This is a genomic window from Mycobacterium sp. NGS64 (assembly GCF_059812245.1).
Window position 1 is genome coordinate 460,741 of the sequence record NZ_JCALCI010000001.1, and the last position, 13,050, is coordinate 473,790.

Below are 13,050 nucleotides of genomic sequence, written 5' to 3' on the forward strand. Positions count from 1 at the left end.
GAATCGCATCAGCGTGCGACCACCTTTTCGGCGAGCGCGTCCAGCTTCGCGTCCAGCGCCTCTGCCGCGCTGAGCAATTCGGGATTTTCCTCGACGACCATCAGCGATGACGGCTGGACGTAGGTCAGGCTGCTGCCGTCGTCCTCGTCGGTCAGGAACAGCTCGACCGGGGCGAACAAGCCCGCGGTCACGTCGTGGCGCAGCATCGTGATGGCAATCAGCGGGTTGCCGAGGATCACCCGCAACGCCTTGCGGTCAATGCCGGCCCGGCCGATCCATGCGCCGTGGTCGAACAAGCCGAACAACATGAATCCGCTTGGCCCGACGCATTTTTCGACCTCCTGCCGATACGATTCCCAATCGTCATGCGCCTTGGCGATCTCGTTGATCGGTACCGGTTTCTCGCCGATATCGTCCAGTAGCGCCGAGACCAGCTCGTCGAAACCCTTGGTGCTGTCGTAGCGGACCCGCACGCCGTCGAACTTGATTTCGGTGCGCTCAGACATGTTCGGCCTCCCTGTCGTGGTTTTGTTCGAACATCGAGCGGTGGTCGTTGACGAACTCCTCGACCGTGGTGAGCGGGCGGCCGATGATCGTGATCGCCGCATCACTGACGCCGGCCAGTCGCCCTTCCCGTTGGTCGATTGCCACAGCCTCGAAGTGCCTCAGCTTGGCGGTGTCGTCAGGGATTCCGATGAGATCCAGAAACGTTGTCGCGCTGACACTTTCGAACTGAAGTTCTCGACCGAGGACGCGCCCGACCTCGGCGGCCAACTCCCAATGGCTGTACTCGACGGGTCCAGTCAAGGTGTACGTGCGGCCGCCGTGTTCGTGGGGATCGCTCAAGATGGTGGCGGCGCCCAACGCGATATCTCGTGCGGCGATTGGGGCAAAGCGACTGTCGGCGTCAAAGGGCATGACATAGCGGCCGCCGCGGATCAACGCGGCGATGTACGTCAGCCATTCCATGAAGAACGTGACCCGCAGATTGGTCGTCGGAATCCCCGACCAGTCGAATACCTGCTCGGACAGCCAGTGGTTCTGCGTGGCCTTGCTCCGGGCCCGCGGTCGCGACTGAATGTGGCTCATGTTGACGATCAGGTCGAGGCTTTGCTCCCTGGCCGCCTGGGCGAACATCACCGCCGCCTCCACGAGTCCTTCACCGACCGGGAAATTGAAGTAGGCGCGCCGCACGCCGTCGAGTGCTGCGCGCACATCGCGCAGGTTGAGCTGGTCGCCGACGACAACTTCGGCACCGGCGTCGCGGAGACTTTGGGCGCGATCGTCATCCTGGCGGACCATCGCCGTGACCGGCAGTCCGCGGTCGAGCAGGTACTCGACCATCGGACGGCCGGTATCACCGTTGGCGGTGGTCACCAGGATCCTTGGCATGGCTGCTGTTAGCCCAACCGCTCGATGATGGTGGCGTTGGCCATGCCGCCGCCCTCGCACATCGTCTGCAGCCCATAGCGCCCGCCGCGCTGCTCCAAAGCATTGACCAGGGTGGTCATGATGCGCGCGCCGCTGGCGCCCAGCGGGTGGCCGATCGCGATGGCGCCGCCGTTGACGTTGGTCTTGGCCAGGTCGGCCCCGGTGTCGTGCGCCCAGGCCAGGACGACGGGCGCGAACGCCTCGTTCACCTCGAACAGGTCGATGTCGGCCAGCGTCAGACCGGCGCGACGCAGCACCTTCTCGGTGGCCGGGATGACCCCGGTCAGCATGTACAGCGGGTCGGAGCCCACCACGGTGGTGGTGTGGATGCGCGCCAGCGGACGGAGCCCGAGTTGCTTGGCGACCTCGCTGGTGGTGATCAACACCGCCGCGCTGCCGTCGGACAGCGGCGAGGAGTTACCGGGCGTGATCTCCCAATTGATCTGCGGGAAGCGCTCGTTCATCGCGTCGCTGTAGAACGCCGGCTGCAGGGCGGCCAGCGTCTCGACCGTGGTGCCGGGCCGGATGATCTCGTCGGTGGCCAGCCCCGCGATCGGGATCAGCTCGTTGTCGAACAGCCCGTCCTTGGTGGCCCGGGCGGCCTTGTCGTGGCTGCCGGCCGAGAACTCATCGAGCTGGGTGCGCGAGAAGCCCCACTTGGCGGCGATCAGCTCGGCGCTGATGCCCTGCGGGACAAGCCCGTCAGGGTAGCGCTGCGCCATGTCGTGACCGAACGGGTCGCTGCCGGGCAGCACCGAGCTCCCCATCGGGACGCGGCTCATCGACTCGACGCCACCCGCGACGACGAGGTCGTAGGCGCCGGCGAGCACGCCCTGCGCGGCGAAGCTGATCGCCTGCTGGCTGCTGCCGCACTGCCGGTCGATGGTGACGCCGGGAACCGACTCGGGGAATCCCGCGCCCAGCAGCGCGTTGCGCGCGATGTTGACGGCCTGGTCGCCGGCCTGGGTGACAGCGCCGGCGATGACGTCGTCGATGCGCTCCGGGTCGACGCCCGTGCGGGCTACCAGTTCGCGCAGGCTGTGTGCCAGCAGGTCGGCGGGCAGCACGTCGTGCAGCGCGCCGCTGGCCTTGCCCTTGCCGATCGGGGTGCGTACGGCACCGACGATGACGGCGTCGCGACCTTGAACCATGGCTCCTCCTTGAGACCTATTAGCTAGGTATTGCTAGCTGTACCCAGGTAAACATCTGGGTACACTAAAATCAACCCAGACCGGGAGGTGATCTACATGACATTCCTTCAAGGCGCTCTGGCGGACCGCGAGAAGTGGTCGCCGGTCGGTGAGTGCGCGATCGAGAAGACCATGGCGGTGGTCGGCACCAAATCCGCGATGCTGATCATGCGCGAGGCGTATTACGGCACCACCCGGTTCGACGACTTCGCGCGCCGGGTCGGCATCACGAAGGCGGCCACGTCGGCGCGGCTTGCCGAGCTCGTCGAGCTGGGCCTGCTAGAGCGGCGGCCCTACCGCGAGCCGGGGCAGCGCGCCCGCGAAGAGTACGTGCTGACCCAGGCCGGCGTTGATTTCATGCCGGTGGTCTGGGCGATGTTCGAGTGGGGCCGCCGCCACCTGCCGGGCCGTCACCGGCTGCGGCTCACGCACGTGGGCTGCGACGCCGAGGTGAGCGTCGAAATCCGCTGCGCTGAGGGACATCTGGTGCCGCCGGGCGAGCTCGGCATGCGGCTGGCTAAGTCTGGTTGAGCGCCGCCCGTCGCGAGGGTCCGCAAATGTACGCCTTACGCGGCGTGTGGTCGTGCAAACACGCGCGCTCGATAGGCCGTCAGGTCTCCCTGAGCACCGCCAGCAGCCGGCGGGCCGCGGCCACGCGGCGCACCGCCGGCCCGGACAGGGTGTCCAGCGCGCATTCCGGGTCGGCCGGCGGCCCCATGTGTCCGCAGCCCCGCGGGCAATCGTCGATCGCCTCGGCCAGGTCGGAGAACGCGTCCAGCACGTCGTCGGGCCGGATGTGGGCCAGGCCGAAGGAGCGGATCCCAGGCGTGTCGATCACCCACCCGGAGCCTTCCAGCGGCAGGGCGACCGACTGGGTGGACGTGTGGCGGCCCCTGCCGATCTCGGTTACCTCACCGACGGCCCGATCCGCTTCCGGCACAAGGCGATTCACCAGCGTCGACTTGCCGACGCCGGAATGCCCCAGCAGCACGGTGATCTTCCCGGCGATCAGGCCGGCCACCGCCAGCAGCGGGTCGTCGACGCCGGCGGCGACCACCGTCAGGTCCAGGTCCACGAACTGCTCGGCGAACGGCCCCGGCGGCGCGAGGTCGGTCTTGGTCAGGCACAAGATCGGCGTCAGCCCGCCGGCGTAGGCGGCGATCAGCGCCCGGTCGACGAGCCCGGTCCGCGGCGGCGGGTCGGCGAGCGCGACGACGATCAGCAGCTGGTCGGCGTTGGCGACCACCACCCGTTCGGTGGGATCGGTGTCATCGGCGGTGCGCCGCAACACCGTTCGCCGCTCGCCGCGGCGCACGATGCGGGCCAGGGTGTCGGTGCGCCCGGACAGGTCGCCGACCAGGTCGACGTCGTCGCCGACGACGATCGGGGTGCGGCCCAGCTCGCGCGCCCGCATGGCCGTGACCCGGCGATCGGGCCGGCCGCCCAGCACGCACCCCCAGCGCCCGCGGTCGACGCTGACCACCATCGCGGCCTCGGCGTCGGCGTGCTCCGGGCGGGTCTTCGTTCGCGGTCGCGAGCCCCTGCCGGAGCGGACCTTGACGTCGGACTCGTCGTAGTCGCCGGGCCTCAACCGCCGGAACCCTCCAACATGCGCGCCCACAGCTGCGGGAACTCTGGCAGCGTCTTGCCGGTGGAGCCGATGTCGTCCACCTGGACCCCGGCGACGCGCAGCCCGACGATCGCGCCGGCCATCGCCATCCGGTGATCGGCGTAGGCGCGCCAGGTGCCGGCGTGCAACGGTTTCGCGGTGATCACCAGGCCGTCGGGCGTCTCGGCGCAGTCGCCGCCCAGGCGGTTGATCTCGGCGCTCAGCGCGGCCAGCCGGTCGGTCTCGTGGCCGCGCAGGTGGGCGATGCCGGACAGGCGTGACACCGATCCCGGGGTGGCCAGGGCGGCCAGCGCCGCCACCGACGGCGTCAGCTCTCCGACCGCGCGCAGGCCGACGTCAAACCCGGCGTAATCGGCCGACCCGCTCACCTCGAGGAACGAATCGGTTTGCGTCACAACGGCATTCATCTTGCCCAGGACGCTCAGGATGTCACCGGCGGGTTGCACGCTGGTCGACGGCCAGCCGGTGATGCGCACCATTCCGCCGCTGACCACGGCCGCCGCCAGGAACGGGACGGCGTTGGTCAGGTCGGGTTCCACTTCCCAGTGCCGGGCCGCGACCGCGCCGGCGGGTACCCGCCAGCGGTTGGCGACGGAGTCGTCGACGTCGACCCCGGCCTGGCGCAGCATCACGATCGTCATCGCGATGTGCGGGGCGGACGGCACCGCCGCGCCGGTGTGCTGGACGGTCAGGCCGTCGGTGAACGACGCCGCGGACAACAGCAGGCCCGAAACGAATTGCGAGGACGCCGAGGCGTCGATCGCGACGGTGCCGCCGGCGACGGACCCGCCGCCGTGCACCCGGAAGGGCAGACCGCTCCCGTCGATCTTCACGCCCAGGCCGCGCAGGGCGTCCAGCAGCGGCGCGATGGGCCGGGCGCGGGCTTGCTCGTCGCCGTCGAACTCGACGACCGAATCGGCCAGCGCCGCCAGCGGCGGAACGAAACGCAGGACCGTGCCCGCCAGGCCGCAGTCCACCGTGGCGCCGGGTGCCGGGGCGATCGCGCCGCCCACCGTCAGGTCGGAGCCGGGCCCGTCGACGCGCAGGCCCAGGGTGCGCAGCGCCCCGATCATGAGGTCGGTGTCGCGGCTGCGCAGCGCGCCCGTGATGGTCGAGGTGCCCTGCCCCTGCGCGGCCGCCAGCCCCGCCAGCACCAGCGCCCGGTTGGTCTGCGACTTCGAGCCGGGAACCGTGACGGTCGCGTGCACCGGTGCGGTCGTCTGGGGGGCCATCCACGAGCTCACGTGCTTCATCCTGCCGTACCGGGCACTCAGGGATCGGGTGCGGAGCACTATGGAGGTTATGTGCGGACGTTTTGCCGTGACGACCGATCCGGCCAAGCTGGCCGAGAAGATCAAGGCGATCGACGAGGCGACCGGGGCGTCTGAACGCGCGGGCGAGCCAAACTACAACGTGGCCCCGACCGCGACCATCGCGACCGTCGTCACCCGGCACACCGACCCCGACGACGACCCCACGCGGCGCGTCCGGCTGATGCGCTGGGGCCTGATCCCGCCGTGGGTCAAGGCCGGGCCCGACGGGGCGCCGGAGGGCAAGGGCCCGCTGCTGATCAACGCCCGCGCCGACAAGGTGACCAGTTCGCCCGCCTTTCGCTCGAGCGCCAAGTCGAAGCGTTGCCTGATCCCGATGGACGGCTATTACGAGTGGCGCGTCAACTCCGACGGCACCGGCAAGAAGTCGGCCAAGACGCCGTTTTTCATGTACCGCGAGGACGGCGAGCCGCTGTTCATGGCGGGGTTGTGGTCGGTCTGGAAACCGGCCAAAGACGGTTCGCCGCTGCTGAGCTGCACGATCATCACCACCGACGCGCCCGGTGAACTCGCCGAGATCCACGACCGCATGCCGCTGGCGCTGCCCGAACGCGACTGGGACCGCTGGCTGGACCCGGACGCCCCCATCGACGAGGAGCTGCTCACCCGACCACCCGACGTCCGGGACATCCGCATGCGCGAGGTGTCGACGCTGGTCAACAGCGTGCGCAACAACGGGCCGCAGCTGCTCGAGCCGGTCGAAGAGCAGTCGGAGCAAATGAAGCTCCTGTAGCGCGCGACCTCGCTGCCATCTGCAGCAGTCCTGAGCCTGGCGCGCCGCAGGGGGTGGGAGCCACCGATGTCGTACGTGATCGCAGCGCCCGTGGCCCTCGTCGACGCGTCGCAGGACCTGACCGGGATCGTGGAGGCGGTCAAGGGGGCCGCCGCCGGGGCGGCGCCGCCGACGACGGGGATCGTCGCCGCGGCGGGCGACGAGGTTTCGGCGGCCGTCGCGAACGTTTTCGGCAGCTGCGCCAAAGAGTTTCAGACCCTGACCGCGCGGACGATGGCATTGCAGACCCAGTTCGTGCGGGCGTTGAGCGCGGCCGGCGCCGCGTACGCGACGGCCGAGGCTGCGAACATGGCGCCGCTGCAGGCGCTGGAGCAACAGGTGGAGAGCCTGGGAGTCCTGTCGCCCATCGAACGGATGCTCGGGCACCCGCTGTTCGCCAGCGGCACCGGCACCGGTCAAACCGAGTCGCTGCTCGCCACGACGCCCACCGGCGGGGCGGTGACCACCGCGCCGACCACCAACGGGGTGACCGGGGTCAAGACGGGGTTTTCCTTCCTGCAAATTCCGCTTGGTGAAGCCTCGATCTTCGGAATTCCGCTTGGTCAGCTCAGCCTGCCCGCCCCCGCGCACTGGTACTTCCCGACCCAGGCCGACGGCTCCGTGCACGCCAACGGCGTCATCTACCTGCAGCACGGCTTCGGGGCGATCGGGTGGTTCTACGACCCGCTGGCCATGCAGCTGGCCCAGCAGACCGACAGCATCGTGGTGGTGCCCACCGTGCCGTCGCTTCCGTTGCCGTTCGGCGCCTGGTTGGGCGGCCCGCAGCTGCAGCAGGGCGTCGCCTCGCTGTTCCTCGGCAGCGAGACGGCGCTGAACATCAGCGCGAACCACGCCGGTTATCAGGGCACGCTCCCGCAGGACTTCATCCTGACCGGACACTCCGCCGGCGGCGGCCTCGCCACGATCGCCGCCGGCGACTACATCGCGGACCTCGGGACGAACACCGCCAGCAACCACCTCCTCGGCGTGGTGATGTTCGACGGGGTCGCGATGGATTCCTCGGCGTTCGCGACGGCGGTGGCCAACCTGCAGACGTTGCACATTCCCGACTACGTGGTGGCCGCGCCGCCCCAGCCGTGGAACGCGTTCGGCGCCACCACCAATCAACTGATCAGCCTGTATCCGGGGCAGTTCGTCGGGGTCGAACTCGTCAACGGCTCGCACGTCGATTCGATGATCGGCGGCCATCCCCTTGTCGACTTCGCCGCCCAGCTGATCACCCGGTTCTCCCCGCCCGGAAACACCGCGGCCGTGTACACCCTGGCCACCGGCTGGATCAACGACATCTATGCCGGGGCCGGCCCCACCGACCCGATCTACGGCGTCTACGGGCCCACCGGCGGCTACCTGCCGCCCGGCGGCCAGCAGATCATCCTGGGCAACGCCGCCGGGATCGTGCTGTAGTAATCGGCTGTCTTCGCGCGACAATCCTCGGCGCATCGTTTGTGTTTCGGCGACGGAGCTTCGCGTGCGGGCGCGGCTTAGTGTGTTCGTGTGAGTGGTTCGTACACGTACACGTTCGAGGACATCCAGCACCGCCCGGTCGCGGTGATCGGAGCCGGAACATTGGGCCGGCGCATCGCGCTCATGTTCGCCACCCGCGGCGGAACCGTTCGGATCTTCGCGCCCCGCGCCGAACAGCGCGCCGCCGCCGTGCAATACGTGACCGAGACGCTGCCGAAGGTAGTGGCCGACCGCGGATTCGGCGAAGTGGGCAGCGCGGCCGGCGCGGGATCGCTCGAGGAGGCATTGGCCGACGCCTGGCTCGTCATCGAATCCGTCCCGGAGAAGCTCGAGATCAAGATCGCGACATGGGAGCAGATTGACCAAGCCGCGCCGCCCGACACCATCTTCGGCACCAATTCCTCGTCGTACCCGTCGCGCCTGATGGCCGCCGGCGTCCGCGACAAAACCCGGTTGTGCAACGTGCACTTCTACATGCCGCCGGAGGTCAACGCGGTCGACCTGATGTCCGACGGTCAGACCGACCGCGGGCTCCTCGACACGCTGCTGGCCGTGCTGCCGGAATTCGGCGTCTTCCCCTTCGAGGCGCGCAAGGAGTCCACCGGCTTCATCTTCAACCGCATCTGGGCGGCCATCAAGCGCGAGTCGCTGGCCGTGGTCGCCGAGGGCGTGGCCCGGCCGGAGGACGTCGACGGGATGTTTCGGGTCAACTGGGGCGTGCCCGCCGGGCCGTTCCAGATGATGGACCTGGTTGGGCTCGACGTGGTGCTCGACATCGAAAACCATTACGCCCAAGAGTTTCCGCACCTACCGAAGCACGTGCGTGAGTTGCTGCAGTCCTATGTTGATGCCGGCAAGCTCGGCCTTAAGAGCGGCGAGGGCTTCTACCGGTATTCGTAGTGCCGACGATGAATTGTCTTGTGTCCAAAGCCTGCTCGATACGATCAGCGGTCGCCGTCGGGTCGAGGGCGGTCGTGTCGACGACGTGGCGCTCGTAGCGTTCGAGGTCGGTGAATTGTCGATACATGCTCCGGATCGGTTCGGCTGCGGTTAGCGCATCAGGACCGCGGTTTAGCGCGCGCTGCAAGGTGGTGGCCTCGTCCGGGCGAAGGACCACGTAGTGGATTTGCCCGAGCGCGGGATCCAAGGCGGCGCAGAAGCGTTCGATGAACCAGGGGCCGACGATGCCGTCCACGATTACCTGGTAACCCCCGGCGGCATACTCGGCTGCCGCGCGCGCAAGCGCCGTGATGACAACGGTGTTTTGCCCGTGCGCCTCCGGAAGATACGGCGGGATGGCGCCGCTACGGATGAAGTGCCAAAAGTCGTCGGCGTGCAAGTGCACGGCGAGGGCGTGGCGCTGGACGAGGAGCGCGGCGACGGTCGTCTTCCCAGCTCCGGGCGGCCCGGTCAGCACGATGAGCCGCCCGGGCGATCCCTGAGAATGGCCGAGCGACGTCAGTTGCTCAGCACCAACCGCCACTGGCCGGCGGCCGTATGGTTGGGGACGCACCAGAAGTTGTTCCAGTTCCCCGGCGTCGAGGCCTTCACGCCCGGGCCGGCGTCTTGGCAGGCCTCCCGGGTCGGATAGCTGCCCTCGGTCTGGATGGTGTCAGCGTGGCTGACGCCGGCGCCGACCGTCATCAAACCCCCGAAAGCCAGCACGCCCGCGGCGACCAGCTTGGCGGCCGCATTGACAAACGTAACCATCGAATCCTCCTGTGATGCCTCAGGTGGCACCGTATTGCGTACTGTAGTCAATCGACTACATTAGCGCAATAGTCGGCCCAGTGAAGCGTCACGCCAGCAACGCGCGCGCCACGACGACGCGCTGAATCTGGTTGGTGCCCTCGGAGATCTGGGTGATCTTGGCGTCGCGGGGCGGCGATCAGGCGCCGGTGCGCAGGTAGGCGAGCGCCTGCGCCGCGGCATTGGCGCCGCACATTCCGTGCGCTCCAGGCCCCGGTGGGGTGGCGGCCGAGCAGATGTACATGCCGGGCACGCCAATAGTATAGGGAGACAACGTTATTCGCGGCCCAAACGTCAACTGGCGAATGTCCTTGGCGCCGGTCATGATGTCGCCGCCGGCATAGTTTGCGTTGTAGGTCGCCATCTGCGTCGTCGAGCGCACCGCGTGGCCGACGATGCGCTCCCGGAAGCCGGGGGCGAAGCGCTCGATCTGGGCGATGATCGCCTCGGTCGCGTCGCCCGCATAGCCGTTGGGCACGTGGGCGTAGCTCCACACGGGATGCGTATTGCCCACCGAGCGTTGCGGATCCGCCAGGTACTGCTGGCCCACCAACACGAACGGCCGCTCGGGCATGCGGCCGGCATGGATGTCCCGCTCGGTCGCCGCCAGTTCGGAGTAGGTGCCGGCGAGGTGAACGGTGCCCGCCCGACGGGCATCGGGGTTCGTCCATGGCACGCCGCCCTCGACGGCGAAGTCGACCTTGAACGCGCCCGGCCCGCGGCGAAACTTGGTGAAGGCGCGCGAGATTCGACGCGGCAGCCGCTCGCCCAAAATACCCGCCACCGCCTCCGGTGCGAGATCGAACAGCGTGACGTCCGCCGGCGGCAGCTCCGACGCCGCCTGGACCCGGACGCCGGTCTCGATCTTGCCGCCCAGGTCGGTCAGCAGCGCCACCATCGCGTTGGTGATCGCCTGCGACCCACCTTCGGCGACCGCCCAGCCGTACCGGTGACCGGCGGCGAGGATGCCCATCCCGATGGCCGAGGTCATCGGGTAGTGCAGCGGCCTGAAGGCATGGGCGGCAACGCCTCCGAACAACGCCCGCCCCTCGTCGGTGCGGAAGAAGCGGGCGAACGTCGACCCCGGTAGCACGGTGGGTGCGCCGAACCGGGCCAGCATCAACGGGTAATGCGGCGGCCGCAGCAGGGGCCGCATGATGTCCTCACTCAGCGCGTCGAACCGGGCCGCCGAATAGCCGAATGCGAGCCGCCAGCGCGACCCGTCGCCTCCGAGACCGGCCGCGGTCCGCCCCACCGAGCGGTGCAGGACGCCGGCGCCGCCGCCGTCGAGGGGATGCACGCAATCGATTGCGGGCCATCGCCATGTCAGGCCGTACCGCTCCAACTCGAAACGGCTCAGGAACGGCGAGCCGACGGCCATCGGGTGAATCGCCGAGCAGTGGTCGTGCAGCAGGCCCGGCAAAATCGCCTCGCTGCTGCGGGCACCGCCGCCCACCTCGTCGGCGGCCTCGAGCACGGTGACCTGCACGCCCTCGGCGGCCAGGCAGATGGCGGCGGCGAGCCCGTTCGGCCCGCCCCCCACCACCGCTGCGGTAGTCATGCCAGCGCACTTTCCTTAACCGCGGCCGGGCCGCGCAGTGACCCAACGGCCGCGTCGTGCAGCGACCATTCGGCCTCGGTCGGGATCGGGCCGTTCGGCAGCCAGGGCTGCTCGGCGACCGCGTCGGCCACCTTCCACGTGCCGCGCTCCAACACCCCGAGCGCCGCGTCGATCAGCTTGTAGTGCTGCACACCGCTGCCGAAGGCCTCCGACTCGACCCAGGCGATGACACACTCGCCCGGTTCGAACGCGGCTTGACTCTGCACGGCACTGATCAAGTCTTCATTGTGCAGGTGACCGTCGCCAAAGTTAAAGCCGATCAGAGAGTTGCAGACGAACTCACCGTCGCGCACGGCGCGGGTGTCGACGTCGGGCAGGTGCCTCAACAGCAGCGAGTACAGGCCGCGCCCCTGGCTGTGCATGCAGCGCCACGCGGCCACCTTCTGCAGGGTGATCTCCGCCCATTTCGGCTCGTAGCCGGCCCCAATGAACTGGTCGATCTGGTTGGACGCGGTGCGGGTGACCCGGTTCAGTTTCTGTTCGGCGCCCGGTGTGAAGGTCCACACCGCCGACGCCCAGTTGCCCGCGTACTGACGCAGCGACGGCAGGAAGGAAACCTTGTCGGGCCGGATGTTGCCCAGCACCGGGTAGACGAGCAGGGCGGCGGCGATGACCGCGGCCAGCCACGGTGGGGTCATGTCCCACGGGGCGTAACCGTTCCAGTTCGGGAAGCCGAGGAACAGGAAGATCGTGGTGTATGCGAACGCGACGTTCCATTCCAGCGGCACCGCCAGCGGGAACGTCGAGATGATGAACAGGTGGAATCCCACCATCAGCATCACCGCCGCCAGCGTCAGCCACTTGTTCGTCGAGAAGAACAGCACCAGTGGAGCGGCGATCTCGACGGTGGTGCCGTTCACGTGCGCCATGAAGTCCGCGAGCCGTGACGGCCGCATGTCGCGCCCGAAGTCGCGATAGTGCGCCCGCCGCACCCATTTGGGGGTGAATATCGTGTTGGAAACCATCGGTGGGATGACGTTGGAGAAGTGCTTGCCGAATTTCGAGAACCCGGCGCCGATCCACACCACCACGATGAGCATCTTGCACGCGATGATCATGTTGACGAACGGCAATGCGGCGAAGAAGAACAGCGCCGGCAAGTACTGTTCGCCGCGGGCGCCGAGGAAGATGGTTTTGTCGCGCAGCCCGATCAGCATCAGCAGAGCGATCGGCGCGACCAGCAGCGCGGGGTTCACCAGCCCGGAAGTGTTGTGCGGCAACGCCTTTGATAGCGAATCGCTGTGCACACCGGGCGACTGGAGCGCGACGGCCAGGCTGCCCAGCAGCGCCAGGTACACCGCGATGTCGAACCAGGTCCGCCGGTCACCGGCGGTGAACGGCACCCACTTCCACGGGCGCAGCCGGATGGTGCCGGGCCGGGCCCAGAACAGGATGCCGCCGGTCATCGGTTTGACCTTGCCGGCCAGCGGTCCCCATGAACCGGCCACGCCGATGGCTTCCAGCAGCACCGTCCACAGGATCACCTTCTGGTAGACGATCGGTTGGTTCCACCACTGGGTGACGTCCCAGAAGGCGGGCAGCCCGGAGGTCGCCGTCGCGACCGTGATGCCTCCGATCGCGAAGAACACGACCAACTTCAGGAGGTAGATGGTGTGCACCATCCTCGGTGCGCCGAAACCGTTTTCGCCCCAATCGAGGACGAGGATCCGCATTCGCTCCGTCAGTGGCTTCCCGAGGAAGCTATCCGGGTCGACAGCTGGGAGAGCCGGCTTGGTGAATCCCATTTCCTTCGCTCCTTCGGCGTCGGGAGTAAGCGTGGCCGCAACGCTAGGTTCCGTGTGCGGCGGGACACAGTCGTCGATCGACAAAACCGCTCGCCG

General features: G+C 68.3%; 13 protein-coding genes and 1 pseudogene. 4 read left to right on the forward strand and 10 right to left on the reverse strand.

Annotated elements, in window-relative coordinates; all coding sequences use genetic code 11:
- Positions 1–8 precede the first annotated feature (8 nt).
- The 3 genes from AC5Y4S_RS02305 to AC5Y4S_RS02315 are packed head-to-tail and all read right to left on the reverse strand — an operon-like array spanning position 9 to position 2,582.
- Positions 9–506 (reverse strand): DUF302 domain-containing protein, encoded by a 498-nt coding sequence (locus tag AC5Y4S_RS02305; protein ID WP_500029448.1) that lies wholly within the window; start codon positions 504–506, stop codon positions 9–11.
- Complete coding sequence (locus AC5Y4S_RS02310; RefSeq protein ID WP_500029449.1) at positions 499–1,377, reverse strand: NmrA family NAD(P)-binding protein; 879 nt, start codon at positions 1,375–1,377, stop codon at positions 499–501. The genes AC5Y4S_RS02305 and AC5Y4S_RS02310 overlap by 8 nt, the downstream gene beginning before the upstream one ends.
- A gap of 23 nt (positions 1,378–1,400) precedes the next feature.
- Entirely contained in the window at positions 1,401–2,582 is a 1,182-nt protein-coding gene (locus AC5Y4S_RS02315) for a thiolase family protein (protein ID WP_500029450.1), read from the reverse strand.
- A gap of 96 nt (positions 2,583–2,678) precedes the next feature.
- On the opposite strand from AC5Y4S_RS02315, the gene AC5Y4S_RS02320 reads away from it, so the two are divergent.
- Positions 2,679–3,152, forward strand: a complete 474-nt coding sequence (locus tag AC5Y4S_RS02320; RefSeq protein ID WP_500029451.1) for a winged helix-turn-helix transcriptional regulator — start codon at positions 2,679–2,681, stop codon at positions 3,150–3,152.
- Positions 3,153–3,231: 79 nt separating this feature from the next.
- Here the strand turns inward: AC5Y4S_RS02320 and rsgA are convergent, their stop codons facing one another.
- Positions 3,232–4,212, reverse strand: coding sequence for a ribosome small subunit-dependent GTPase A (gene rsgA / locus AC5Y4S_RS02325; protein ID WP_068103323.1), 981 nt, complete (start codon positions 4,210–4,212; stop codon positions 3,232–3,234).
- On the reverse strand, positions 4,209–5,495 hold the full coding sequence (gene aroA, locus AC5Y4S_RS02330) for a 3-phosphoshikimate 1-carboxyvinyltransferase (protein WP_500029452.1): 1,287 nt from the start codon (positions 5,493–5,495) through the stop codon (positions 4,209–4,211). The genes rsgA and aroA overlap by 4 nt, the downstream gene beginning before the upstream one ends.
- 58 nt (positions 5,496–5,553) lie before the next feature.
- Between aroA and AC5Y4S_RS02335 the strand changes: the two genes are divergently transcribed.
- The 3 genes from AC5Y4S_RS02335 to AC5Y4S_RS02345 all read left to right on the forward strand — a co-directional run bounded on the left by AC5Y4S_RS02335 (position 5,554) and on the right by AC5Y4S_RS02345 (position 8,739).
- Positions 5,554–6,315 carry an SOS response-associated peptidase gene (locus tag AC5Y4S_RS02335; RefSeq protein WP_500029453.1) on the forward strand — a complete coding sequence of 254 codons (762 nt, stop codon included), beginning with the start codon at positions 5,554–5,556 and terminating at the stop codon, positions 6,313–6,315.
- A gap of 66 nt (positions 6,316–6,381) precedes the next feature.
- Positions 6,382–7,779, forward strand: a complete 1,398-nt coding sequence (locus AC5Y4S_RS02340) for a PE domain-containing protein (protein WP_500029454.1) — start codon at positions 6,382–6,384, stop codon at positions 7,777–7,779.
- Between the two features lie 90 nt (positions 7,780–7,869).
- Positions 7,870–8,739 carry a 3-hydroxyacyl-CoA dehydrogenase family protein gene (locus tag AC5Y4S_RS02345; RefSeq protein WP_500029455.1) on the forward strand — a complete coding sequence of 290 codons (870 nt, stop codon included), beginning with the start codon at positions 7,870–7,872 and terminating at the stop codon, positions 8,737–8,739.
- Here the strand turns inward: AC5Y4S_RS02345 and AC5Y4S_RS02350 are convergent.
- The 5 genes and pseudogenes from AC5Y4S_RS02350 to AC5Y4S_RS02370 all read right to left on the reverse strand — a co-directional run bounded on the left by AC5Y4S_RS02350 (position 8,705) and on the right by AC5Y4S_RS02370 (position 12,954).
- Positions 8,705–9,256: an AAA family ATPase gene (locus AC5Y4S_RS02350; protein WP_500029456.1), complete on the reverse strand. Its 552-nt coding sequence runs from the start codon at positions 9,254–9,256 to the stop codon at positions 8,705–8,707. The two genes, AC5Y4S_RS02345 and AC5Y4S_RS02350, sit on opposite strands and share 35 nt — an antisense overlap.
- A 41-nt stretch (positions 9,257–9,297) precedes the next feature.
- Positions 9,298–9,549, reverse strand: coding sequence for a hypothetical protein (locus AC5Y4S_RS02355; protein WP_500029457.1), 252 nt, complete (start codon positions 9,547–9,549; stop codon positions 9,298–9,300).
- Between the two features lie 88 nt (positions 9,550–9,637).
- Positions 9,638–9,718 (reverse strand): annotated as a pseudogene (locus tag AC5Y4S_RS02360) (acyl-CoA dehydrogenase family protein); the annotation flags it as partial.
- A 9-nt stretch (positions 9,719–9,727) separates the two neighbouring features.
- The gene (locus AC5Y4S_RS02365; protein WP_500029458.1) at positions 9,728–11,149 is read right to left on the reverse strand and encodes a phytoene desaturase family protein; all 1,422 of its coding nucleotides are present in this window, start codon (positions 11,147–11,149) and stop codon (positions 9,728–9,730) included.
- Positions 11,146–12,954, reverse strand: coding sequence for a DUF3556 domain-containing protein (locus AC5Y4S_RS02370; protein WP_500029459.1), 1,809 nt, complete (start codon positions 12,952–12,954; stop codon positions 11,146–11,148). Before AC5Y4S_RS02370 ends, AC5Y4S_RS02365 begins: the two co-directional genes overlap by 4 nt.
- Between the last annotated feature and the right edge of the window lie 96 nt (positions 12,955–13,050).

Bases quoted from the DNA above. Each gene is read 5' to 3' on its own strand.
- AC5Y4S_RS02305 (WP_500029448.1), bottom strand. From the start codon at position 506: ATGTCTGAGCGCACCGAAATCAAGTTCGACGGCGTGCGGGTCCGCTAC.
- AC5Y4S_RS02315 (WP_500029450.1), bottom strand. From the start codon at position 2,582: ATGGTTCAAGGTCGCGACGCCGTCATCGTCGGTGCCGTACGCACCCCG.
- AC5Y4S_RS02320 (WP_500029451.1), top strand. From the start codon at position 2,679: ATGACATTCCTTCAAGGCGCTCTGGCGGACCGCGAGAAGTGGTCGCCG.
- AC5Y4S_RS02335 (WP_500029453.1), top strand. From the start codon at position 5,554: ATGTGCGGACGTTTTGCCGTGACGACCGATCCGGCCAAGCTGGCCGAG.
- AC5Y4S_RS02340 (WP_500029454.1), top strand. From the start codon at position 6,382: ATGTCGTACGTGATCGCAGCGCCCGTGGCCCTCGTCGACGCGTCGCAG.
- AC5Y4S_RS02355 (WP_500029457.1), bottom strand. From the start codon at position 9,549: ATGGTTACGTTTGTCAATGCGGCCGCCAAGCTGGTCGCCGCGGGCGTG.
- AC5Y4S_RS02365 (WP_500029458.1), bottom strand. From the start codon at position 11,149: ATGACTACCGCAGCGGTGGTGGGGGGCGGGCCGAACGGGCTCGCCGCC.
- AC5Y4S_RS02370 (WP_500029459.1), bottom strand. From the start codon at position 12,954: ATGGGATTCACCAAGCCGGCTCTCCCAGCTGTCGACCCGGATAGCTTC.